14 protein-coding genes, 12 tRNA genes, 3 rRNA genes and 1 pseudogene are annotated in these 22749 nt (G+C 45.6%); 26 read left to right on the top strand and 4 right to left on the bottom strand.

Going from position 1 to position 22749, the window contains the following annotated elements; all coding sequences use genetic code 11:
- The first annotated feature begins 95 nt into the window (after positions 1 to 95).
- Positions 96 to 698 (top strand): KinB-signaling pathway activation protein, encoded by a 603-nt coding sequence (locus ACXADE_RS00715; protein WP_474978619.1) that lies wholly within the window; start codon positions 96 to 98, stop codon positions 696 to 698.
- A 49-nt stretch (positions 699 to 747) separates the two neighbouring features.
- Here the strand turns inward: ACXADE_RS00715 and ACXADE_RS00720 are convergent, their stop codons facing one another.
- A complete protein-coding gene (locus ACXADE_RS00720; protein WP_474978620.1) occupies positions 748 to 1506 on the bottom strand; it encodes a polysaccharide deacetylase family protein in 759 nt (252 codons plus the stop codon).
- An 809-nt stretch (positions 1507 to 2315) separates the two neighbouring features.
- Here ACXADE_RS00720 and ACXADE_RS00725 point away from each other — a divergent pair.
- The 16 genes and pseudogenes from ACXADE_RS00725 to rocF all read left to right on the top strand — a co-directional run bounded on the left by ACXADE_RS00725 (position 2316) and on the right by rocF (position 9613).
- Positions 2316 to 3879 (top strand): 16S ribosomal RNA (locus ACXADE_RS00725).
- Positions 3880 to 3964: 85 nt separating this feature from the next.
- A tRNA-Ile gene (locus ACXADE_RS00730) sits at positions 3965 to 4041 on the top strand.
- 8 nt (positions 4042 to 4049) lie between these two features.
- Positions 4050 to 4125, top strand: a tRNA-Ala gene (locus ACXADE_RS00735).
- A gap of 166 nt (positions 4126 to 4291) precedes the next feature.
- A 23S ribosomal RNA gene (locus ACXADE_RS00740) occupies positions 4292 to 7206 on the top strand.
- Between the two features lie 85 nt (positions 7207 to 7291).
- Positions 7292 to 7405 (top strand): 5S ribosomal RNA (rrf, locus tag ACXADE_RS00745).
- The 16S, 23S and 5S rRNA genes sit together here with 12 tRNA genes alongside, the layout of an rRNA operon.
- A 43-nt stretch (positions 7406 to 7448) precedes the next feature.
- A tRNA-Asn gene (locus ACXADE_RS00750) sits at positions 7449 to 7523 on the top strand.
- Positions 7524 to 7526: 3 nt separating this feature from the next.
- Positions 7527 to 7598, top strand: a tRNA-Thr gene (locus tag ACXADE_RS00755).
- Positions 7599 to 7616: 18 nt separating this feature from the next.
- A tRNA-Glu gene (locus ACXADE_RS00760) sits at positions 7617 to 7691 on the top strand.
- A 5-nt stretch (positions 7692 to 7696) separates the two neighbouring features.
- A tRNA-Val gene (locus tag ACXADE_RS00765) sits at positions 7697 to 7772 on the top strand.
- Between the two features lie 12 nt (positions 7773 to 7784).
- Positions 7785 to 7860 (top strand) — tRNA-Thr (locus ACXADE_RS00770).
- 16 nt (positions 7861 to 7876) lie between these two features.
- A tRNA-Tyr gene (locus ACXADE_RS00775) sits at positions 7877 to 7962 on the top strand.
- Between the two features lie 109 nt (positions 7963 to 8071).
- Positions 8072 to 8146 (top strand) — tRNA-Gln (locus ACXADE_RS00780).
- 40 nt (positions 8147 to 8186) lie between these two features.
- Positions 8187 to 8259: transfer RNA gene (locus ACXADE_RS00785), tRNA-Lys, on the top strand.
- A gap of 16 nt (positions 8260 to 8275) precedes the next feature.
- Positions 8276 to 8350, top strand: a tRNA-Gly gene (locus ACXADE_RS00790).
- A 3-nt stretch (positions 8351 to 8353) separates the two neighbouring features.
- Positions 8354 to 8426, top strand: a tRNA-Ala gene (locus tag ACXADE_RS00795).
- Positions 8427 to 8711: 285 nt separating this feature from the next.
- Positions 8712 to 9613: pseudogene (gene rocF, locus ACXADE_RS00800) on the top strand (arginase).
- A 10-nt stretch (positions 9614 to 9623) separates the two neighbouring features.
- Here the strand turns inward: rocF and ACXADE_RS00805 are convergent.
- The gene (locus ACXADE_RS00805) at positions 9624 to 9818 is read right to left on the bottom strand and encodes an aspartyl-phosphate phosphatase Spo0E family protein (protein WP_474978621.1); all 195 of its coding nucleotides are present in this window, start codon (positions 9816 to 9818) and stop codon (positions 9624 to 9626) included.
- Positions 9819 to 9977: 159 nt separating this feature from the next.
- On the opposite strand from ACXADE_RS00805, the gene sigW reads away from it, so the two are divergent.
- The 8 genes from sigW to ACXADE_RS00845 all read left to right on the top strand — a co-directional run bounded on the left by sigW (position 9978) and on the right by ACXADE_RS00845 (position 20077).
- On the top strand, positions 9978 to 10541 hold the full coding sequence (gene sigW, locus ACXADE_RS00810; protein ID WP_474978622.1) for an RNA polymerase sigma factor SigW: 564 nt from the start codon (positions 9978 to 9980) through the stop codon (positions 10539 to 10541).
- Between the two features lie 15 nt (positions 10542 to 10556).
- On the top strand, positions 10557 to 11216 hold the full coding sequence (locus ACXADE_RS00815) for a zf-HC2 domain-containing protein (RefSeq protein ID WP_474978623.1): 660 nt from the start codon (positions 10557 to 10559) through the stop codon (positions 11214 to 11216).
- 527 nt (positions 11217 to 11743) lie between these two features.
- The gene (gene cdaA, locus ACXADE_RS00820) at positions 11744 to 12556 is read left to right on the top strand and encodes a diadenylate cyclase CdaA (RefSeq protein ID WP_474978624.1); all 813 of its coding nucleotides are present in this window, start codon (positions 11744 to 11746) and stop codon (positions 12554 to 12556) included.
- Entirely contained in the window at positions 12549 to 13544 is a 996-nt protein-coding gene (locus tag ACXADE_RS00825) for a CdaR family protein (RefSeq protein WP_474978625.1), read from the top strand. The genes cdaA and ACXADE_RS00825 overlap by 8 nt, the downstream gene beginning before the upstream one ends.
- A gap of 63 nt (positions 13545 to 13607) precedes the next feature.
- The gene (gene glmM, locus ACXADE_RS00830) at positions 13608 to 14957 is read left to right on the top strand and encodes a phosphoglucosamine mutase (protein ID WP_474982168.1); all 1350 of its coding nucleotides are present in this window, start codon (positions 13608 to 13610) and stop codon (positions 14955 to 14957) included.
- 497 nt (positions 14958 to 15454) lie between these two features.
- Entirely contained in the window at positions 15455 to 17257 is a 1803-nt protein-coding gene (gene glmS, locus ACXADE_RS00835) for a glutamine--fructose-6-phosphate transaminase (isomerizing) (protein ID WP_474978626.1), read from the top strand.
- 491 nt (positions 17258 to 17748) lie between these two features.
- A complete protein-coding gene (locus tag ACXADE_RS00840) occupies positions 17749 to 19644 on the top strand; it encodes an S-layer homology domain-containing protein (RefSeq protein WP_474978627.1) in 1896 nt (631 codons plus the stop codon).
- A 52-nt stretch (positions 19645 to 19696) separates the two neighbouring features.
- Positions 19697 to 20077, top strand: coding sequence for a hypothetical protein (locus tag ACXADE_RS00845; RefSeq protein WP_474978628.1), 381 nt, complete (start codon positions 19697 to 19699; stop codon positions 20075 to 20077).
- A gap of 114 nt (positions 20078 to 20191) precedes the next feature.
- Here the strand turns inward: ACXADE_RS00845 and ACXADE_RS00850 are convergent, their stop codons facing one another.
- Positions 20192 to 21340, bottom strand: coding sequence for an FtsW/RodA/SpoVE family cell cycle protein (locus ACXADE_RS00850; protein WP_474978629.1), 1149 nt, complete (start codon positions 21338 to 21340; stop codon positions 20192 to 20194).
- Positions 21341 to 21603: 263 nt separating this feature from the next.
- A complete protein-coding gene (locus tag ACXADE_RS00855) occupies positions 21604 to 21900 on the bottom strand; it encodes a phospholipase (RefSeq protein WP_474978630.1) in 297 nt (98 codons plus the stop codon).
- Positions 21901 to 22028: 128 nt separating this feature from the next.
- On the opposite strand from ACXADE_RS00855, the gene ACXADE_RS00860 reads away from it, so the two are divergent.
- Positions 22029 to 22355 carry a four-helix bundle copper-binding protein gene (locus tag ACXADE_RS00860; protein WP_474978631.1) on the top strand — a complete coding sequence of 109 codons (327 nt, stop codon included), beginning with the start codon at positions 22029 to 22031 and terminating at the stop codon, positions 22353 to 22355.
- Positions 22356 to 22749 lie beyond the last annotated feature (394 nt).

Below are 22749 nucleotides of genomic sequence, written 5' to 3' on the forward strand. Positions count from 1 at the left end.
GATTCGCCGGAAATTATACGAGTGCTGGAGGAAAAAAGCGCGAGTTCGTGGTAAAATACGGTGGAAAAGTCTTTTGAATAATAGGGGGAACTTTCGTGAATAGTCGTAAGTGGGTAAGGTTGTTTTTATCAACCTTATGGATTGGTGGTTTAACGACATTAATCCTCAGCTTCATTTTTAAATATGATTCATATGCCGACGTATTGGATCCATTCCAATTCTTCGAGCTCTTTGGTTTGTTGTTATTTTTCTCAGGCCTAGGTTTTATATTCAGTGTCATTAGTCAAATGGGATTCTTTGCTTATTTGACAGTAAACCAGTTCGGGAAAGGAGTTTTCCGATCTTTTTGGACGCCTGTCCAAGTATTTTTAATTGCATTTACGCTTTTTGATCTTGTTTATTTCAGATATCAAGCAGGGGAAGGTTCGTCCATATGGCCGTTTTTATGGACAGCTATAGGTTTACTTATACTTTCCGCCATCGTCTCCTACATAAAAGCCAAAGAAACAAAGTGGCACGCCTTTATCCCCGCTTTATTCTTCATGGTAGTAGTCACGAGTGTCGAATGGGTTCCGGCCTTAAGGGCTCAGGGGAGCGATTATGTATGGTTAATGATTATTCCGTTATTTATATGTAATGCCTACCAACTGATTCTGCTTCACCGTTTAACAAACTCTGCAGAAAAAGCTGCTTCATGAAAAAAACCACCGCCCGTCGGTGGTTTTTTTGTATTCTAAAAAGTTGTGGTTAATCAATTTGCGTTGTTTCTGATTCTCCGCCACTCACCAATTCTGTGATATTGACAAGTTTCAACCCTTTTTGTTTAAGTCCTGGGAGGATGACTTCCAGTGCTTTTGCTGTCTGTTTTACGGAGTCAGAAGCATGCATCAAAATTATATCCCCCTCTGCCCCGTTGTTTAAAACCGTGTCGATGATCGTATTGGTTCCCGGATTCTCCCAATCCCGTGTATTAATGCTCCATTGCACGGCCTGCATTCCCTCATTTTCCACCATTTTTAAAATATCTTTATCCATATGTCCATGAGGCGGGCGGATCCATTTGATTTCCTCAAAGCCCAATTTTTCAAAAGCTTCCTTCGCCTCGTTCAAGTCTTGTTGAACTTGAGCGGGCTTCCGTTCAAGGTAACTTTCATATTGATAGCCCATCATTCCGATTTCATGATTTCCATCGTGAATGGCTTTTATAATATCAGGGTGACGCTCTGCCCATTCCCCTGTGACGAAAAAAGTAGCCTGAGCTTTGTGAGCTTCCAGCTGTTTCAAAACATCGTGAACCTTTTCTGTCCCCCAGCTTATATTAAATGTCAGGGCGACATTGGAATTTTCATCACTGCCCTGGGTCAATGCACGTGGCTCGCCTTCATTGGAAAAGACGGGGAGCTGACTCCATTGTCCAATCCATAGCATTAGGGCACAAAAAAATGCCAAAGCCACGACGACACCATAACGTTTCATCTGCTCAGCCTTCCAACTGTAGAAACTCATCGTACCATTCACCTTCCTTCCAATATGTTCTATACATATGAAAAAAAGGACAACCTATGCTAAAAGGAGAGAAATTAGGGTAAAAATATAGAGAGTTGTTTAAGGGAGGTCCATGAAGATGCACGGTTTAATGATTAATGAACAAGAACGTCGTGAAATTGAATATCTGCTGAAAAGAGAAATGGAAGAAATCACGTTCGAATCTCGGAGACCATAGAATTGACCAGGGACTCAAGAGGGCTATGGAAGAAAGATACGAAGTGCTGTTCCAAATCTTCCGACGGTTTGCGACAAGAGAAGAGTGTCTTCAATATATGCCCCGTAAGAAAAAACAAAACTAAAGCAATAATGACTACTGTTTATCTATAATGAGACCCAATGATGAAGAAACCCTGAAGTATTGATCAGGGTTTTTCCTATGTTGATCGTTAACGTAAAAAAAACAAAAGGAATTTCATAAAAAGCATTGCTTTTCTTTTTAAGCCTATGCTATATTATTAAACGTTGTCGGAAAAACAAAACAACGCAGACACATCGATAAAACTTGTTTCAAAAAGTTATTGACACTGCGAGGCAGGCATGATAAATTATTAAATGTCGCCAAAACGACACCGAAAAAATCACAAAAAAGTTGTTGACACCAACAACTGGAAGTGATAAGATGATTAAGTCGCTGACAAAGCGGCAAACAACATTTTGATCTTTGAAAACTGAACGAACCAACCAGTACGTCAAAACATTTCTTCTTTTATAGAAGAGATTTGAAACAAAGCACATTCGGTGTGCAAATGAGCAAGTCAAACTTAACTTTTATGGAGAGTTTGATCCTGGCTCAGGACGAACGCTGGCGGCGTGCCTAATACATGCAAGTCGAGCGCGGGAAGCGAGCGATTCCTTCGGGGTGAAGCTCGTGGAACGAGCGGCGGACGGGTGAGTAACACGTGGGCAACCTGCCTGTAAGATCGGAATAACCCCGGGAAACCGGGGCTAATGCCGGGTAATACTTTCTTTCGCATGAAGGAAAGTTGAAAGATGGCTTCTCGCTATCACTTACAGATGGGCCCGCGGCGCATTAGCTAGTTGGTGAGGTAACGGCTCACCAAGGCGACGATGCGTAGCCGACCTGAGAGGGTGATCGGCCACACTGGGACTGAGACACGGCCCAGACTCCTACGGGAGGCAGCAGTAGGGAATCTTCCGCAATGGACGAAAGTCTGACGGAGCAACGCCGCGTGAACGATGAAGGTCTTCGGATCGTAAAGTTCTGTTGTTAGGGAAGAACAAGTACCGTGCGAATAGAGCGGTACCTTGACGGTACCTAACGAGGAAGCCCCGGCTAACTACGTGCCAGCAGCCGCGGTAATACGTAGGGGGCAAGCGTTGTCCGGAATTATTGGGCGTAAAGCGCGCGCAGGCGGTTCCTTAAGTCTGATGTGAAAGCCCACGGCTCAACCGTGGAGGGTCATTGGAAACTGGGGAACTTGAGGACAGAAGAGGAGAGTGGAATTCCACGTGTAGCGGTGAAATGCGTAGATATGTGGAGGAACACCAGTGGCGAAGGCGACTCTCTGGTCTGTTTCTGACGCTGAGGTGCGAAAGCGTGGGTAGCAAACAGGATTAGATACCCTGGTAGTCCACGCCGTAAACGATGAGTGCTAGGTGTTAGGGGGCTTCCACCCCTTAGTGCTGAAGTTAACGCATTAAGCACTCCGCCTGGGGAGTACGGCCGCAAGGCTGAAACTCAAAGGAATTGACGGGGGCCCGCACAAGCGGTGGAGCATGTGGTTTAATTCGAAGCAACGCGAAGAACCTTACCAGGTCTTGACATCCTTGGACCTCCCTAGAGATAGGGATTTCCCTTCGGGGACCAAGTGACAGGTGGTGCATGGTTGTCGTCAGCTCGTGTCGTGAGATGTTGGGTTAAGTCCCGCAACGAGCGCAACCCCTAATCTTAGTTGCCAGCATTCAGTTGGGCACTCTAAGGTGACTGCCGGTGACAAACCGGAGGAAGGCGGGGATGACGTCAAATCATCATGCCCCTTATGACCTGGGCTACACACGTGCTACAATGGATGGTACAAAGGGCAGCGAAGCCGCGAGGTGTAGCAAATCCCATAAAACCATTCTCAGTTCGGATTGCAGGCTGCAACTCGCCTGCATGAAGCCGGAATCGCTAGTAATCGCGGATCAGCATGCCGCGGTGAATACGTTCCCGGGCCTTGTACACACCGCCCGTCACACCACGAGAGTTGGCAACACCCGAAGTCGGTGAGGTAACCTTTTTGGAGCCAGCCGCCGAAGGTGGGGCCAATGATTGGGGTGAAGTCGTAACAAGGTAGCCGTATCGGAAGGTGCGGCTGGATCACCTCCTTTCTAAGGATATTACGGAAACGTACTGTGTTGGTTGTTCAGTTTTGAGAGATCAAACTATGAAAATATGATCTTCCTTCATTTGGATGGGCCTGTAGCTCAGTTGGTCAGAGCGCACGCCTGATAAGCGTGAGGTCGGTGGTTCAAGTCCACTCAGGCCCACCATTCAAAATGGGGCCTTAGCTCAGCTGGGAGAGCGCCTGCTTTGCACGCAGGAGGTCAGCGGTTCGATCCCGCTAGGCTCCACCATTTAAATGCAACACTTAAACACAAGAATCTATTTTGTGTTTTATATTCAACCCTGAATAAGGGCGTGAACCTTGAAAACTGGATAAGGAATCATTGTTTCATCTAACGATGAGGCAATTGATGACAAGACATCTAATTGAAATTGTAAACGTCTTTTCACGAAGATAGTTAAGTGAATAAGGGCGCACGGTGGATGCCTTGGTACTAGGAGCCGATGAAGGACGGGACTAACACCGATATGCTCCGGCGAGCCGTAAGTAGGCTTTGAACCGGAGATTTCCGAATGGGGAAACCCGCTGTTCGTAATGGGACAGCATCCTATACTGAATCCATAGGTATAGGAAGGCACACCCGGGGAACTGAAACATCTAAGTACCCGGAGGAAGAAAAAGCAAACGCGATTTCCCAAGTAGCGGCGAGCGAAACGGAATCAGCCCAAACCAGAAAGCTTGCTTTCTGGGGTTGTAGGACACTCCATTGGAGTTACCAAAGAGGAAGATAGGCGAATCGATCTGGAACGATCAGCCAGAGCAGGTAACAGCCCTGTAGTCGAAATCTTTCTCTCTCCGGAGTGGATCCTGAGTACGGCGGAACACGAGGAATTCCGTCGGAATCCGGGAGGACCATCTCCCAAGGCTAAATACTCCCTAGTGACCGATAGTGAACCAGTACCGTGAGGGAAAGGTGAAAAGCACCCCGGAAGGGGAGTGAAAGAGAACCTGAAACCGTGTGCCTACAAGTAGTCGGAGCCCGTTAATGGGTGACGGCGTGCCTTTTGTAGAATGAACCGGCGAGTTACGACCGTATGCGAGGTTAAGCAGCAGAAGCGGAGCCGCAGCGAAAGCGAGTCTGAATAGGGCGAGTGAGTATGCGGTCGTAGACCCGAAACCGTGTGATCTACCCATGTCCAGGGTGAAGGTCAGGTAACACTGACTGGAGGCCCGAACCCACGTAAGTTGAAAATTACGGGGATGAGGTGTGGGTAGGGGTGAAATGCCAATCGAACACGGAGATAGCTGGTTCTCTCCGAAATAGCTTTAGGGCTAGCCTCAGAATAGAAAGTCATGGAGGTAGAGCACTGATTGGACGAGGGGCCCCTATCGGGTTACCGAATTCAGTCAAACTCCGAATGCCATCGACTTTGTTCTGGGAGTCAGACCGTGGGTGATAAGGTTCATGGTCGAGAGGGAAACAGCCCAGACCGCCAGCTAAGGTCCCAAAGTGTGTGTTAAGTGGAAAAGGATGTGGAGTTGCTTAGACAACCAGGATGTTGGCTTAGAAGCAGCCATCATTCAAAGAGTGCGTAATAGCTCACTGGTCGAGTGACTCTGCGCCGAAAATGTACCGGGGCTAAACACACCACCGAAGCTGCGGATTGATCTTATGATCAGTGGTAGGAGAGCGTTCTAAGGGCCGTGAAGTCAGACCGTAAGGACTGGTGGAGCGCTTAGAAGTGAGAATGCCGGTATGAGTAGCGAAAAAAGAGTGAGAATCTCTTTCACCGAATGCCTAAGGTTTCCTGAGGAAGGCTCGTCCTCTCAGGGTTAGTCGGGACCTAAGCCGAGGCCGAAAGGCGTAGGCGATGGACAACAGGTTGATATTCCTGTACCACCTCCTTTCCGTTTGAACGACGGGGGGACGCAGGAGGATAAGGAGAGCGCGCCACTGGATGTGCGCGTCCAAGCAGTGAGACGGTCGGATAGGCAAATCCGTCCGGCAACGTTGAGCTGTGATGGGGAGGGAAATATAGTACCGAAGCTCCTGAGTTCACACTGCCAAGAAAATCCTCTAGTGAGGAAAGAGGTGCCCGTACCGCAAACCGACACAGGTAGGCGAGGAGGGATCCTAAGGTGAGCGGGAGAACTCTCGTTAAGGAACTCGGCAAAATGACCCCGTAACTTCGGGAGAAGGGGTGCTCCTCTGCCGAGGAGCCGCAGTGAAAAGGCCCAAGCGACTGTTTACCAAAAACACAGGTCTCTGCGAAGCCGTAAGGCGAAGTATAGGGGCTGACACCTGCCCGGTGCTGGAAGGTTAAGGGGATGCGTTAGCTTATGCGAAGCGTTGAACCGAAGCCCCAGTAAACGGCGGCCGTAACTATAACGGTCCTAAGGTAGCGAAATTCCTTGTCGGGTAAGTTCCGACCCGCACGAAAGGTGCAACGACTTGGGCACTGTCTCAACGAGAGACCCGGTGAAATTATACTATGTGTGAAGATGCACATTACCCGCGACAGGACGGAAAGACCCCGTGGAGCTTTACTGTAGCCTGATATTGAATGTTGGTACAGCTTGTACAGGATAGGTAGGAGCCTTAGAAGCCGGAGCGCTAGCTTCGGTGGAGGCGCTGGTGGGATACTACCCTGGCTGTACGGACATTCTAACCCAGGACCGTGATCCGGTCCGGAGACAGTGTCAGGTGGGCAGTTTGACTGGGGCGGTCGCCTCCCAAAAGGTAACGGAGGCGCCCAAAGGTTCCCTCAGAATGGTTGGAAATCATTCGCAGAGTGTAAAGGCACAAGGGAGCTTGACTGCGAGACCTACAAGTCGAGCAGGGACGAAAGTCGGGCTTAGTGATCCGGCGGTTCCGCATGGAAGGGCCGTCGCTCAACGGATAAAAGCTACCCCGGGGATAACAGGCTTATCTCCCCCAAGAGTCCACATCGACGGGGAGGTTTGGCACCTCGATGTCGGCTCATCGCATCCTGGGGCTGTAGTCGGTCCCAAGGGTTGGGCTGTTCGCCCATTAAAGCGGTACGCGAGCTGGGTTCAGAACGTCGTGAGACAGTTCGGTCCCTATCCGTCGTGGGCGTTGGAAATTTGAAAGGAGCTGTCCTTAGTACGAGAGGACCGGGATGGACACACCGCTGGTGTACCAGTTGTTCCGCCAGGAGCATCGCTGGGTAGCTACGTGTGGTCGGGATAAGTGCTGAAAGCATCTAAGCATGAAGCCCCCCTTGAGATGAGATTTCCCTTTGCTTTAAGCAAATAAGATCCCTCAGAGACGATGAGGTTGATAGGTCCGAGGTGGAAGCGTGGTGACACGTGGAGCTGACGGATACTAATGGATCGATGACTTATCTATCGAAATGATAGTGTTCGTGAAAAGCGTTTCTTCAAAAGATGTTTCCTTATCCAGTTTTGAGGGTTCACCTCAAACTTTATATTGATGTGGTGGTGAAGGCGAAGAGGTCACACCTGTTCCCATGCCGAACACAGCAGTTAAGCTCTTCAGCGCCGATGGTAGTCGGGTTTACCCCCGTGAGAGTAGGACGCCGCCACATTGATACTCTTTCCTTATTAATGCTTTTGATGATTGTACATTATTCCAACGTAGCTCAGTGGTAGAGCAATCGGCTGTTAACCGATCGGTCGTAGGTTCGAATCCTACCGTTGGAGCCACTTGCTTCCATAGCTCAGTGGTAGAGCACTTCCATGGTAAGGAAGGGGTCGCCGGTTCAAATCCGGCTGGAAGCTCTGAATTTTAATTCGATTGGCCCGTTGGTCAAGTGGTTAAGACACCGCCCTTTCACGGCGGTAACACGGGTTCGAATCCCGTACGGGTCACCACTAATGGAGGATTAGCTCAGCTGGGAGAGCACTTGCCTTACAAGCAAGGGGTCGCAGGTTCGAACCCTGCATCCTCCACCATTATTTTCATAAGCCGGCCTAGCTCAACTGGCAGAGCAACTGATTTGTAATCAGTAGGTTGGGGGTTCAAGTCCTCTGGCCGGCACCACTTATTTAATGAAAGTGGAGGGATAGCGAAGTTGGCCAAACGCGGCGGACTGTAAATCCGCTCCCATCGGGTTCGTAGGTTCGAGTCCTACTCCCTCCACCATTTATTTTTCTAACAAGAACGGCTGACATCCTTGATCAGCTATTTTTTATGAAAATGAACATGCCTTGTATAATGATCTTTAGATGGTATATACTATTTTTGTAACTGTTGGGCCATAGCCAAGCGGTAAGGCAACGGTTTTTGGTACCGTCATGCGCTGGTTCGAATCCAGCTGGCCCAGCCATTTTATAATAGATGTTATACTGGAGTTTAATCATTTATGTGAGCCATTAGCTCAGCTGGTAGAGCATCTGACTTTTAATCAGAGGGTCGAAGGTTCGAATCCTTCATGGCTCATCTTTCAATTTCATATGCGGGAGTAGTTCAGTGGTAGAACACCACCTTGCCAAGGTGGGGGTCGCGGGTTCGAATCCCGTCTCCCGCTCCATTCGGGGCCTTAGCTCAGCTGGGAGAGCGCCTGCTTTGCACGCAGGAGGTCAGCGGTTCGATCCCGCTAGGCTCCACTCTGTGAACCTGACATCAAAATTGATGTCAGGTTTTTTGTATGGGATAGTGAAACCTATGTATTTTTCTATCCTTCAAGCCCCGGATGAGCGATTCAGATTATGGGGGAACGGAATGTCCATTACGATCATCCATAATTTGATGAATGGTCACAAACCTTGTAAACATGCATGTTTACATACGTTTTCATACTGTATTTCGTATATATATGCACAAACATGTCCAGTTGAGTCATCTTAAGCAAAACGGATACAATTATAGTAGAGAAAAAAGGAGGAACTTTGATGAATAAACAGCTTTCCATTATAGGTGTACCTATGGACCTTGGACAGATGCGCCGGGGTGTAGACATGGGACCGAGCGCCATCCGCTATGCAGGAATGGTTGAACGTCTGGAACAATTAAAGTATGACATTGAAATCTAGGGGATATTGAAATTCCTCGTCCTAAACAAAATACGGAAGTGAAACAGGATAACTTGCGCAACTTGAATGAAATTGCCGAAGGAAGCCGAAGACTTGCGAAAGCGGTGGATGAAATCGTAGAAAACAAGCGATTCCCACTTGTTCTTGGTGGAGATCATAGCATCGCAATGGGGACTCTTGCTGGTGTTGCTAAACATTATGAGAACCTTGGCGTTATTTGGTATGATGCTCATGGTGATCTGAACACGGCAGACAGCTCTCCTTCCGGTAATATTCATGGGATGCCTCTTGCTGTAAGCCTTGGCATCGGACATGAGAAACTAACAAGTATCCATGATTATGAACCGAAAATAAAACCGGAGAATATTGTAATCATCGGTGCCCGTTCATTAGATGAAGGGGAAAAAGTGTTAATTGAGGAAAAGGGCATTAAAGTTTATACGATGCATGAAGTGGATCGTATGGGGATGACCCAGGTGATGGAAGAGACAGTCGACTATCTGAAAGACCGTACGGATGGAGTTCATTTGAGTTTGGATCTTGATGGATTAGATCCAAATGATGCACCCGGCGTAGGAACACCTGTGATGGGTGGATTAAGTTATCGTGAAAGTCATTTAGCTATGGAAATGCTTCACCAATCAGAAATGATTACATCGGCTGAATTTGTAGAAGTGAATCCTATCCTTGATGAAAAAAATAAAACCGCCAGCGTGGCGGTAGGTTTGATGGGTTCTCTATTTGGGGAGAGCTTGAAATAAAAGAAGAATTTTAGCAGTAACCCGCTTTTTGTAAGGCGGGTTGCTGTTTTTTATGGGTTATTTCATCATATTCATTTAATAATTCATCTAACTTCACACTTACACGCACAACTTCAGGCGAGCTCAATTTATGGAGACGGGCTAAACGTGTCATTTCCATACGACAGGCTTCGATTTCCTTTGTCAAAGCAATCACTCGCGTCATAATATGTGGCCTCCTAAAAAATTTTTACATTTACAGCTTTATAACCGATACTAAAAAAAGTTAAACTTATATTAGCGAAAAAAATATAAAATTTATGAAACTTTGAGGCGAGGTCATCCGTAAAGGTTATCGACCGCACGTAAAGCGGAGGTATAGAAGATGGAAACCATGATTAAGCAAAAAATTAAAGAAGTGAAAAAAGGCAATCAATCGGCTTTTGAAGATATTGTATCTTTTTATCAGAATAAAGTTTTTCATATTTGTCTACGAATGGTGGGAAACTCATATGAAGCTGAAGACCTTGCCCAGGAGGCTTTTATTAGGGCCTACACGAATATCCATACGTTTGATGAAAAAAGGAAATTCTCGACTTGGATCTATCGGATAGCCACGAATCTGTCCATCGACCGGATCCGTAAAAAGAAACCGGATTATCATCTTGATGCAGAAGTGAAGGGGACCGAAGGGTTAGACATGTATTCACAGCTGGCGGCGGATCAGGCACTACCAGAAGAGGAAGTGGAGAGTCTTGAATTACAAACGTATATTCATAAAGAAATATTAGCATTACCACCGAAATATCGGAGTGTCATCGTCCTTCGTTATTTAGATGAGCTTGCTTTACAGGAAATTGCAGAAGTGTTGGATATTCCTGTAGGAACAGTGAAGACGAGGGTCCACAGAGGGAGAGAGGCCTTAAGAAAAAGGCTTCGACATGTGTGAAGGAGTTGAGAGGGAATGAATTGCAAGAGAGAAGCAATTGAACTCATGCATAAGTATTTAGATGGTGACTTATATAAAGATGAAGAGAGACGACTGAGAGACCATTTACAAAACTGCCAAGCTTGTCAGAATCATTTTCATGAATTAAAGAGAACAACCACGCTTATTACAAATACGACGCCTGTTTCTGCGCCACCCCGGTTTACGGCGAATGTCATGGCCAACTTACCGAAGGAGAAGAAAAGAAAGAATTACATCCGGAAGCTTCAAAAGCATCCACTCCTTACAGCAGCTGCTGTTTTCTTTATTCTCATGTTCAGCGGTATATTCACCGCCTGGAACCAGGATCAGCAGGTGACGGTTTCGAAACAGGAGAACCTTGAAATCCGTGATCATACGGTCATCGTCCCTGAGGGTGTTACTGTTAACGGGGATCTCGTAGTGAGAAATGGTGACTTGAGAATCGATGGGAAGGTCGATGGGGACATTACCATAATAAATGGGGACATCCTCGAGGTTACGTCAGACGACGGGAACGAAGCGGATGGACTAGACCGTAATAACCTCCGGGCGTATTCAGGTGAACTCACAGAAGTAAACCAGGTGTACGAATGGGTTTGGTATCATACGAAAAAGACAGTCAATGATGTCTTTTCATTTCAATCCGATGAATAAAGCAAGGGGGCCTGTGCTCCCTTGCTTTTTTTATAGCGTATTTTTTGATGAAACGCCGGAGAAACTGAATTCCAATAAGACTTCGCAAGCTCTGATTTCTGATTGTTGCCCCCCTTGTTCCCGATAGAAAAAAGAGGGATTCTGCTCATTCATGGTTCAAGAATCCTATATCCTTTTTCAGTGAATGCCTGTTAAACTTACGGCGGAAGGGAGGGCAGAAATAGAGGGGAACCATAATTAAGGCCGGAAGGCAGACGAGAACTATGAACTCAACATAGACAGCAGATAGAGAAAGGAGTAAAAAACATACTTCATATGCACAGTATTTTTTGGACATTGTTTTATTACATTTCAATCTCATTCAAAAAAATGATGGGGACATTCTCCATTTTATTAAGTAAAAGGATTCATCCCTACATAGGGCAATCGTCAGGCCGGTATGTTCTCCATATATAAGGGAAAGGTTATGTGATATAATGGTAAATGTGAATTTTTAAGGTTTATTATATCTAAAAGGAAGTGTAGGCATGCTTGATGGGGGATTGGATGTTTTAGATTATTTTTTGATTACTGTGGATATCGCCCTTGTCTGGTTTGTTGTATATAAATTAATCATGCTGATCCAGGGGACGAAAGCGGTCCAGCTTTTGAAAGGGATATTCGTAATCCTGGGTATATGGTTATTGAGTAATTTATTTGGACTGACCACTTTAAGATGGCTGATGTCACAAGCAATTACGTGGGGTTTCCTAGCTATAATCATTTTGTTCCAGCCCGAACTGAGAAGGGCATTAGAACAGTTGGGACGGGGAAGTTTCTTCAGCAGGAACACCTCAGAAGAAGAAGACACCGAAAAAACGTTACAGGCCATCATCAAGTCCTGTAATTATATGGCGAAACGCCGGATCGGTGCTTTGATAACAATTGAGCGAGATACCGGTATGGGAGATTATGTGGAGACGGGAATCCGCGTAGGCGGCCACTTGTCGAGTGAGCTTCTTACAAATATTTTTATACCGAATACCCCCCTCCATGATGGAGCGGTCATACTTAAGAATGATGAAATAGTAGCTGCGGCGTGCTACCTCCCCCTTTCGGAAAGCCCATTCATTTCAAAAGAACTCGGGACGAGGCACAGAGCGGCCATGGGCATTAGTGAGGTCACGGATGCATTGACCATCGTTGTATCTGAGGAGACAGGAGCGATCTCCTGTACTAAAAACGGTGAACTGCACCGCGAGCTTGATCAAGTGAAACTTGAAGAAATTCTGCGCACAGAGTTGGATTACTCCGCCCCTGCGGTAAAAAGCTGGAACTGGAGGGGGAAGAAGAATGGATAATTGGTTCAAGAGTGTTTGGTTTATCCGCATTATATCCTTGATGCTTGCCGGTCTTCTCTGGGTGACGGTGAACGTGGATAACAATATGGATTCTGATTCTTTATTCTTCGATCAGTCTTCTTCTGATATGGAGGTAATGGAAAACATCCCATTGGAGATTCAGTTCGACAGCGAAGAATATGTAGTAAGCGGCATTCCTCAAGAAGTATCGGTGTCCGTTGAGGGCCCTACATCTGCGGTCGCCCCAGTATCCAGACAGAAGAATTTCAAAGTATTTGTAGACTTAAATGGCCTGGGACCTGGCACACACGAAGTGTCCTTGCAGCACTCAGGTATTTCCAACCAGTTGAATGTCACACTTGATCCCAAGATTATTGAGGTGACGATTGAAGAGAAAGTAACCGAAAATTATGAAGTGAGTGTTGATTATATCAACGAGAAGAACCTGGATAGTTCCCTTGAAGTTGGTGAACCGGAGCTTGAGCCTTCGAGTGTGGCCATAACGGGGGCATCTTCTGTTATCGATCGTGTCGCTTCTGTTAAAGCGATCATTGATGTTGGTGGAGTAACAGAGTCTCTGGAAGATCAGGAAGCCCCGGTGAAAGTTTATGATAACCAGGGGAATGAATTGAATGTACTCGTAGATCCGACGGCCGTGAATGTATCTGTACCGGTTTCTGCAAGGAGTAAAACGGTTCCGATCAATGTGGCTGCAAGAGGAGGAAATACAGAAGGGGTGCTGATTGAATCTGTCAGCACGCAAACAGAGGAAGTCACCATCTCAGGTCCTAAGGAAGTCCTTGATGGCATCGAGGAGCTCCCAGAAGTCCCTGTGGATGTATCGGAAGTGACCGAAGACCAAACGGTGGAAGTGGATATTCCGCTACCGGAAGGGGTCACATCCGTTCAGCCAGAAACGATTGAAGTGGATATAGGAGTCGTTGAAGGTGATTCGGAAGACGGAGACGGTGAAACAGACCAACCCTGAACCGTACACCGCAACGTAATAACTTAGATAAATGGATAGAATAGAAAGAGAGGTCGAATGACAATGGGCAAATATTTTGGAACGGATGGCGTCCGAGGCGTCGCAAACAAAGAACTAACTCCAGAGCTAGCCTTTAAATTAGGTCGCTATGGCGGTTATGTTGTAACCAAAGGTGTTGAGCGTCCGAAGATTTTAATCGGTCGTGATACGAGGATTTCAGGCGAAATGCTCGAAGGTGCACTAGCCGCCGGGTTATTATCAATCGGAGCGGAAGTGATGCGTTTAGGTGTCATTTCTACACCTGGGGTAGCCTTCTTGACGAAAGCTTTACAGGCAGAAGCCGGGATTATGATTTCAGCTTCCCACAACCCTGTAGAAGATAATGGGATTAAATTTTTCGGTCCGGACGGGTTCAAGCTGACGGATGAACAAGAACAGGAAGTCGAAGCATTGATTGATGCAGAACAAGATGACCTTCCGCGTCCTTCAGGGGCTGACCTTGGTCAAATCAACGACTATTTCGAAGGCGGGCAAAAGTATCTGCAGCATTTAAAACAAACCGTTGATTATGATTTTGAAGGGATTCACATTGCCCTTGACTGTGCCCATGGAGCAACTTCGTCCCTGGCGTCCCATTTATTCGCAGATCTTGAAGCGGATATTTCCTCCATTGGTTCCTCTCCGGATGGACTGAACATTAATGATGGAGTCGGTTCCACACACCCTGAATTGTTACAGGATCTTGTAAGAGACAAAAAAGCGGATGTAGGTCTTGCTTTTGACGGTGATGGCGATCGTTTAATTGCGGTTGACGAAAAAGGAAATATTGTCGATGGCGATCGAATCATGTACATTTGTGCGAAACATATGAATGACAACGGAACATTGAATCATTCCACAGTCGTATCCACCGTCATGAGTAATCTCGGCTTTTATAAAGCAGTAGAAGCGAATGGCATGAAAAGTGACAAGACGGCTGTAGGTGATCGTTATGTCATGGAAGAAATGCGCCGAGGTGGTTATAACCTTGGTGGGGAACAATCTGGTCACATTATTTTCCTTGATCACAACACGACAGGAGACGGCATGCTTTCTGCCCTTCAGTTGGTCAACGTCATGAAGGAGACCGGCAAACCGCTTTCCGAGCTTGCTGCTGAAATGGAAAAGTTCCCGCAAGTGCTGAAGAATGTTCGTGTCATTGATAAGCAAAAGGTGCAGACACATCCTCGAATCCAGGAAGCCATCCAGGCGGTGGAAGAGGAAATGGGAGACAGCGGACGAGTTCTGGTGCGCCCTTCCGGTACAGAACCACTAGTAAGAATCATGGTGGAAGCACCGACAGAAGATCAATGTGAAGAGTATTGTCAAAAAGTTGTTCAAGTCGTAGAAGAAGAGCTTGGGATGCAAGAATAAGAACAGGGCTTGCGCAGGTCGCACACGGTGAAGACCTGCGCATATCCTATTACAAGGTCCTTACATTTATGTAACGGTTGCAGTTTTTGTTGACCGGGATGAGAGGGCTGTGTAGAATTAATGATATCCTATTAAATTTTGAGATTTCGGGTTTACGTTAAATCATTTCCGGAAACGAGAAAAGAAGGACTTTATTTTGAAAAAGCTGAGGAGGATCGAGGTCATTCAGCTATATAAAGCGCCAGGACTGTGCACTGCCGCCATGCAGGGACACAGTTGACGAGGTGGAGGTTCATCGATGATTCGGCGGATGCCTCCCGGTTGTACCACTTCAACCGTATGTCCGAATGTAAAACGGGAAGGCGACTTTCCGAACAAAACATTCTGGACGAAGTGACTAAAGATAGAAAAACGGGAGAGGGGCAGCGGAAAGCCCCTTGAAGATTTATGCTTTGGAGCCTTCGTTGCCCTTCTCATAAAACAGGAGGACAACAGTTATGTGTGGAATTGTAGGTTATATTGGACAGAAAGATACGAAAGAAATTTTATTGAATGGATTAGAAAAGCTTGAATATAGAGGCTATGATTCAGCCGGTATTGCAACTCTGAATGACAAAGGTGTAGAAGTCACGAAAGTAAAAGGTCGTATTGCTTCTCTTCGTGCGGCGGTCGATGAAAACGTGAAATCGACACACGGCATCGGTCACACGCGCTGGGCGACACACGGTGCGCCGAGTGAAGAAAACGCACACCCGCATCAAAGTACTTCCGGACGCTTCACAATCGTTCACAATGGTGTTATTGAGAACTATGTGGATGTTCGCGATGAATACTTGAGCGATGTTGCATTCAAGAGTGAAACAGACACGGAAATCATTGTACAATTGATCGAAGTATTGAACGATGAAATGAACGATGTCGCTGCAGCTTTCCGTAAAGCTGTTGAAATGCTGACAGGTTCTTATGCGATTGCTATGATCGATCGTGAGAATAAAGATACCATTTACGTTGCGAAAAATAAGAGCCCGCTACTTGTAGGAATCGGTGACGATTTCAATGTTGTAGCCAGTGATTCTATGGCCGCTCTTCACGTGACGGATCAATTCCTTGAGCTTATGGATAAAGAAACAGTCATCGTACGTCGTGATGGCGTTGAAATCCAGAAGCCTGATGGTACAAAGGTTGACCGTGAACCATTCACAGCTGAACTGGATACAACCGATATCGAAAAAGGCACGTATCCTCACTTCATGCTGAAAGAGATTGATGAACAACCGTTCGTCATCCGTAAAATTATTCAAGAGTATCAAAACGAAAATGATGAGATCAAGCTGGATCCGGAAATTCGTCAGGCGATGAAAGAATGCGACCGCATTTACATTATCGCAGCAGGTACGAGTTATCATGCCGGACTTCTTGGGAAGCAGTTCATTGAAAAACTTGCAAATATCCCGGTGGAAGTCCATGTAGCCAGTGAATTCTCTTACAACATGCCACTCCTATCTGAGAAACCATTGTTTGTCTATATTTCTCAAAGTGGTGAAACGGCAGACAGCCGTTCTGTCCTAGTCCAGACGAAAGAACTTGGTCATCCAGCACTTACGGTTACGAATGTGCCAGGATCCACCCTTTCCCGTGAAGCAGATTATACGATGCACCTTCATGCAGGTCCGGAAATCGCTGTAGCTTCTACTAAAGCGTACACGGCTCAAATGGCTGTACTTGCGATTCTTGCTGTTGATACCGCACGTGCCAAAGGAATCGAACTTGATTTCGATCCTATGCAGGAACTTGGAATCGTAGCAACGGCAATGGAAGCCTTGACCGATCAAAAAGAGAAACTTGAGGAATTGGCACGTGAGTATCTTTCTACGACTCGTAACTGCTTCTTCATCGGCCGTGGCATTGATTATTACGTAGGATTGGAAGGGTCTCTCAAGTTGAAAGAGATTTCCTACATCCAGGCGGAAGGTTTTGCCGGGGGAGAATTGAAGCATGGGACGATCGCTCTTATTGAAGACGGTACGCCTGTCATTGCTCTTGCTACCCAGAAAAACGTCAACTACTCCATCCGTGGCAATGTCCAGGAAGTAGAAGCGCGAGGAGCAAACAGTATGATCATCAGTATGAAAGGATTGGATAAAGAAGGCGATGCTTTTGTCATCCCACAAGTCCATGACTTGATGACACCGCTCGTTTCTGTCATTCCAATGCAGTTGATTTCGTACTATGCGGCTCTTCATCGCGACTGTGACGTTGATAAACCACGTAACCTTGCGAAAAGTGTAACAGTAGAATAATACAAGTGTGACACTATGGTACGGTGTTAGGTTTTAAACGGGTCGTCCAATCGGAGAAGACCTTGGATAACAATGTTGTTTTGATAAAAGGAACTCCTATGATATAGGAGTTCCTTTTTGTTATGTAGAGGAAATATTAAAACCGTCCTTGGGTTCAACAAGTTCCCATCCTCCATTACTATCTACTGGTTTTTTACTCAAGAAGGAGTTAACGCGCCTTGTTAGAACAATGGCTGCCCGACTAAGATAGTAGTCCATACGAATGTCATAAAAGTCATCACTCAAGTGAATCTTATTTACTAAAAATGTAAAATTTGATACGGTGTATTAATTATCCTAACGGTATATTTTAGGTGTTAATACCCGTGCTTAAAGTCCTTTGTTGCTTTCGGATTGGAAAAGTAGGTCTATATACCCTTCAGCTTTTTCCAGTCCACAAGTAGATTTAATCATTGGCAAGCAAATAAATTCAACTTAGAAGGAGAATCGATATGGTTACAGAACTCAAGTACAGGCACTTCTTCCATTTTGCAACGGTTATGGTCGTTATTTTCATGATGAATTTCTGGCTTTTCCCTAATCAAGTAGCCGCTAAAGCGTTCAAAGATGTTAACGAAGGCAGTATTTATTACGAACCCATCCATCACTTATCAGACGAAGGGGTTGTGAATGGCTATCCCAACGGAGAGTTTAAAATTAAAGCATCGATCACTAGAGCCGAAGCGGCTGTTATGATGGCAAGATTACTGAACTTAAATATGGACTCAGCCCCCCCAGCCCCGTTTGATGATATAAAGCAAGAGAAATGGTATGCAGGTGCTGTTAATGCTTTATATGATGAAGGTATGATTGATGGGGTGGCTAAACACCAATTCGCCCCCGAGAACCAGATTAAACGTGCATCTCTATCCCGTATGCTAGTAAACGCCTATGATTTACAAGCTGAAACGGATAAATCATTGCCCTTCTCAGATGTCCCTCCAAACACATGGTACACGGAAGACATTCGTACTTTGTATTCCCATGGATTAATATCAGGCACCACAAAAACAACATTTGAACCGAACGCTCCAATGAGACGAGGAGACTTTGCTTTATTATCTTATAATACTTCTCAGGAAAATGATGAATATGATGACGCCTACACTTATGTCGACAATCAGTCCAGTGCTTTAATCGATGGAAGAGAGGATAGCGAATTTTCTTTTGTATCGCAGGCGCTATCAAAAGCAGCAAGTGGCAGCATATATAATTACTACACATTTAAATCAGATTCTTCTTCTTCATCTAATCACAATGTTCCCACTGTTTTATCTCTTGAGGGGAAAGCGGGTGTGTCTGCCGCTACCGTCATCGAAGGGACAAGTTCACAGTTGAAAGCGATGGTCAAAAAGCATCTTGAGCTCAACGGTTTTGATGCCTCGATACGTTCCACTACCGGTTCCACTACTTCCGAGGCTGCTGTCATTTATCCAGAATCACTGGCTAAACAGTTTTTTGAGAATGAAGAGCTTTCTTCTCCATCCGCTCAACCAACGTCTATTTTCAAGAAGTATTCTCAAGCTATTCAGGACGCACTTCATGAATTTACGACAGAGAAAAATGTGTGGTTATGGAATAGCTCTGCCGTTTCGAAAACACCTGATGATACGTTGGGTTTCCTTTCAGAACAGAACATCAAGAACATTTATCTACACTACAACCCTCTGGTGCAGGGTCATTATCCTTCCTTTATTTCTAAGGCTGTAGACAAGGGAATGACAGTTCATGCCCTCATGGGAGCACCTTTCTGGGCATTGCGAGAGAATAGAGCGATTGGAAAAAACCGAGTGGACCTTGTGCATAACTACAATAAAAATGTTACAGATAAACAATCGTTTAAAGGCATTCATTTTGATATTGAACCACATGCTCTTGAACAGTGGGATAAGGACCGGGCAGAAGTCATTCAGCAATGGGTAGATTCTGCCGAAATATATACACAATATGCAAAAAATAAAGGATACGTCACAGGAAGTGATGTACCTTTCTGGACCGATGGGCCGAGTGTGGCCCCTTATTATTCCGGTTTTTACAATGAAATGATCAGGCAGAATGATTACGTGACGATTATGGCTTACCGTAATACAGCGTTAGGGCCAAATAGCATTACCTCTCTTTCTGATGAAGAAGTCAATTCCGTCAATACTCCAAAAGTGGAGGTTGGTGTCGAGTTTAAGCCTCATTCTTACGATCATGTAAGCTTCAATAATTCCACAACATCGACAATGGAAAAAGAATTGGCAAAAGTCCGCGCCTATTATATCAGTCAGAAAACAAAAGGGTTTAAAGGAATTACTTTTCATAGTTACACGGAGTGGAGAGAATTAATCGAGAAGGGGAGGTAATGAAAAGGAGTTCTAAGGATTGTCAATAGGTGAAAGGACAGGAGGGGTTGTATTGAAGCGGAAAATTGCGGGGATGTCTCTCTTTGTTCTGGCCGTGCTTGCGGCATGCACGACACAGACTTATCATTTTTCTGGAGAAACTGAGGAGTGGAAGGCTGATTTAGAGGTGAAGCAAACAAGTGACGGTTATGAAACGCAAGACTTTATACTGGAATATCAGGGGGATGACGTAAACTCCGTCGGTGATATCACTTATTATGTTGATAGTATCGGAGGATTCGGAGAAAATGGGGCAGTCTTAAAGGAGAACGGAAAGCTTCACGCAAGCGATGAAGCAAACCCTACGAATGCCCAAGTATCTGAAAACACGGAGGTCGAAGTGAAAATAGAGTGGGGCGACCATACGGAAACCTTTCAATTAACGAGAGAATAATACACCCCCTCCCACTTCCATATAACCCATGGGCCGTGTGGGTGTTATGAATCTATAGTAGGAATAAGTCCAATAAAAAAAGAGGAACTTCAAATAGAAGTTCCTCTTTTTAAGCTATTCACCGAACATATAGGTCTTATGGTGATAGGACACGGAAAAGGCGATGCCGAGTGCCATTAGATTACCGAGCAAGGCACTTCCTCCATAGCTGATGAACGGTAGTGGGATTCCGGTAATTGGAAGAAGCTGAACCGACATTCCGATGTTTTGGAAGACGTGGAAAGCTATCATACTGATGATCCCGACCATTACATATGAGCTGTAGTTGCTGTTGGCCTTGAAAGCGATGGTTGTGAAACGGTAGATTAGCAGGAAGAACAGGATGATGACGATACATGAACCTAGAAAACCGTATTCTTCAGCAATGATACTGAAAATGAAGTCGGTTTGGGCTTCCGGCAGGTATACTTCCCGTTCCCCGAATCCTTTCCCGTACAACTGACCGGAACCGATCGCCCGCATCGCTTTGACGAGATGGTACCCGGAGGAGTCCTCATATTTGGTCGGCTGGAACCATGAATAAATTCGTCCCAGCTGATATTCTTTCACTCCTAAGTATCGGTCAAGGAGCTGAGGGGCTTTCAGCGCAAGCCAGATCAACCCTGTTCCAAGGGCAGAGATGGTAGCGAAAATCGGTAAGATGATTTTCCATTGAATGCCGGAGATCAAGACGAATCCTGCTAAAATGGCAATGAACACAAGGCTTGTCCCTAAATCGGGCTGCTGCATGATCAACAGCACCGGGAGGCCTGTAGCTGCTCCAAGCTTCAATAAAAGGAACAAATCCATTTTCACCGACGATCGATGCTTGGCATTATGATCAACGGCAATCCTTCCAAGAACAAGGATAGTAAAAACCTTAACCAATTCTGCAGGTTGTAAGGATAGCCCTGGCAAGGCAAACCAGCTTTTCTGTCCTTTAATGACCGGAGCGATGGACGGAGGAGCGACAATTAAAGCAATCAATAGAATAATGCCGAATCCATACAGGTACCAGCTGATCTTTTTGAAATCTTCAGGGTCGACAAGGAGCATAAACCCTATGACGATGCCCCCGAGCCCGTACCAGACCAATTGTTTCAATACAAAGTTATCATTATATTGAGTGCTCTGCTGGGCACTGAAAAGAGCGACTGCGCTTACAGCGATAAAACAACACATAATAAAAAAGAGCTGCCAATCGAATCTTTCTTCGAATTTCATTTTTGGTTATACATCCTCTCATGCAGGCGAAACAAAAAAGCGTGCTGTTGACTATTATAAGCACATGTCACCTTTTTGAAAAGTGACCCTTTCCTTATTCTTCAATATTAACGCATTCTTTTCTTCCTTGGGTGAGATTAAGATGCGCCAGTCCAGTAAGAGTGCTGGCTTCGGGTGAACGAATCAGGGACGGAAGCCTTGAATTCACGCTCCTCCATGCAAACAAAAAAATCACCAAAAGGCTGGTGATCGGATGATATTCGTTAGAAACAGGTGAAAATTCGCTGGACCTTCATGTATTGATATAAAGTTCTTGCATGACGACCTTCTAACGTATGAGGGGTTTGTAATCTTTCAAGCTTGCGGATGAAGGCTGTATCACACGCGCAATAATTCCTGTCGTATCGATAGCATTCATCATGAGCTTTGCAGGCTGCATCTACAGCATTTACAGGTTCTCCAGGTCCAGTGCATCCGGGACCGCAGTATTTGTAGCCAGGAAAAACACAGAACCCTGGTCTGCGTATCGGTCTTCTTCTATACATGAGTATCTCCTCCATCAAAAAAGTTGGCTAAGATTAGTTTATGTTGGACCTGCCGTTTTCGGGTGGTCTCTTATCCTGAAGAGGTTTATAATATCTGAATTTGAGTTACATACTAACTAACAAATAGTAAGGAGGAATTTGTAATGTCTCACGAAAAATATCAAGACCTCGTTCAGAAGCTGCATGCCTGCATGGAAGCCTGCAATCATTGTTATGATGCTTGTTTGAAAGAGGAAGATGTGAAAATGATGGCGGCATGCATCCGGACCGATCGTGAATGTGCGGATATTTGTGGATACCTAGAACAAGCGATTACAAGGAACTCTCCGTTCATTTCTGAATTGGCAGGAGTTTGTGCGAAGATTTGCCATGCCTGTGGAGACGAATGCAGCAAACATGAGCATCAGCATTGCCAGGATTGTGCCAAAGCCTGTTATGACTGTGCAGAAGCATGTAAACAAGTGGCATGATGGAAGAGAGGGTCCCCTGAAAAGAAGGGGACCCTCTTTTTACTTTTGCGTCCGTCTTCATTAGGGAGTAATAGCTCTATGTTCAGCGTTTCTTTCCTGAGGAGAGGATTGTTCCATAAAATGTTCAATGGATAGGAGAGGTTTGATAGGAGCAGATCCATCCTCGTATGCATGGTTTGTGAGCGGCGCTCATCACCCAGGGTTTTAACTTTTTTATTTTGGAATGTATCTTTCACCGGGCCATCTTGAAACGGAACTTCCTTCATAAAAAGCCCTTTATGTATCAACTATGTTTGAATATTCCATGTAAAGGCTTTGGAAAAGATCTTATGCGTGTGAGAGAAGACCAGTGGATAAGCAGGGAGCAGGCGGCATTTCTACTAGGGGAAGACGT

The organism is Halobacillus sp. ABR2_026, assembly GCF_056158545.1.

Coding starts and splice junctions, on each gene's coding strand:
- glmS (WP_474978626.1), top strand. CDS start 15,455: ATGTGTGGAATTGTAGGTTATATTGGACAGAAAGATACGAAAGAAATT.
- ACXADE_RS00840 (WP_474978627.1), top strand. CDS start 17,749: ATGGTTACAGAACTCAAGTACAGGCACTTCTTCCATTTTGCAACGGTT.
- ACXADE_RS00850 (WP_474978629.1), bottom strand. CDS start 21,340: ATGAAATTCGAAGAAAGATTCGATTGGCAGCTCTTTTTTATTATGTGT.
- ACXADE_RS00825 (WP_474978625.1), top strand. CDS start 12,549: ATGGATAATTGGTTCAAGAGTGTTTGGTTTATCCGCATTATATCCTTG.
- ACXADE_RS00815 (WP_474978623.1), top strand. CDS start 10,557: ATGAATTGCAAGAGAGAAGCAATTGAACTCATGCATAAGTATTTAGAT.
- ACXADE_RS00860 (WP_474978631.1), top strand. CDS start 22,029: ATGTCTCACGAAAAATATCAAGACCTCGTTCAGAAGCTGCATGCCTGC.
- ACXADE_RS00720 (WP_474978620.1), bottom strand. CDS start 1,506: ATGAGTTTCTACAGTTGGAAGGCTGAGCAGATGAAACGTTATGGTGTC.
- ACXADE_RS00855 (WP_474978630.1), bottom strand. CDS start 21,900: ATGGAGGAGATACTCATGTATAGAAGAAGACCGATACGCAGACCAGGG.
- glmM (WP_474982168.1), top strand. CDS start 13,608: ATGGGCAAATATTTTGGAACGGATGGCGTCCGAGGCGTCGCAAACAAA.
- sigW (WP_474978622.1), top strand. CDS start 9,978: ATGGAAACCATGATTAAGCAAAAAATTAAAGAAGTGAAAAAAGGCAAT.
- ACXADE_RS00805 (WP_474978621.1), bottom strand. CDS start 9,818: ATGACGCGAGTGATTGCTTTGACAAAGGAAATCGAAGCCTGTCGTATG.
- cdaA (WP_474978624.1), top strand. CDS start 11,744: ATGCTTGATGGGGGATTGGATGTTTTAGATTATTTTTTGATTACTGTG.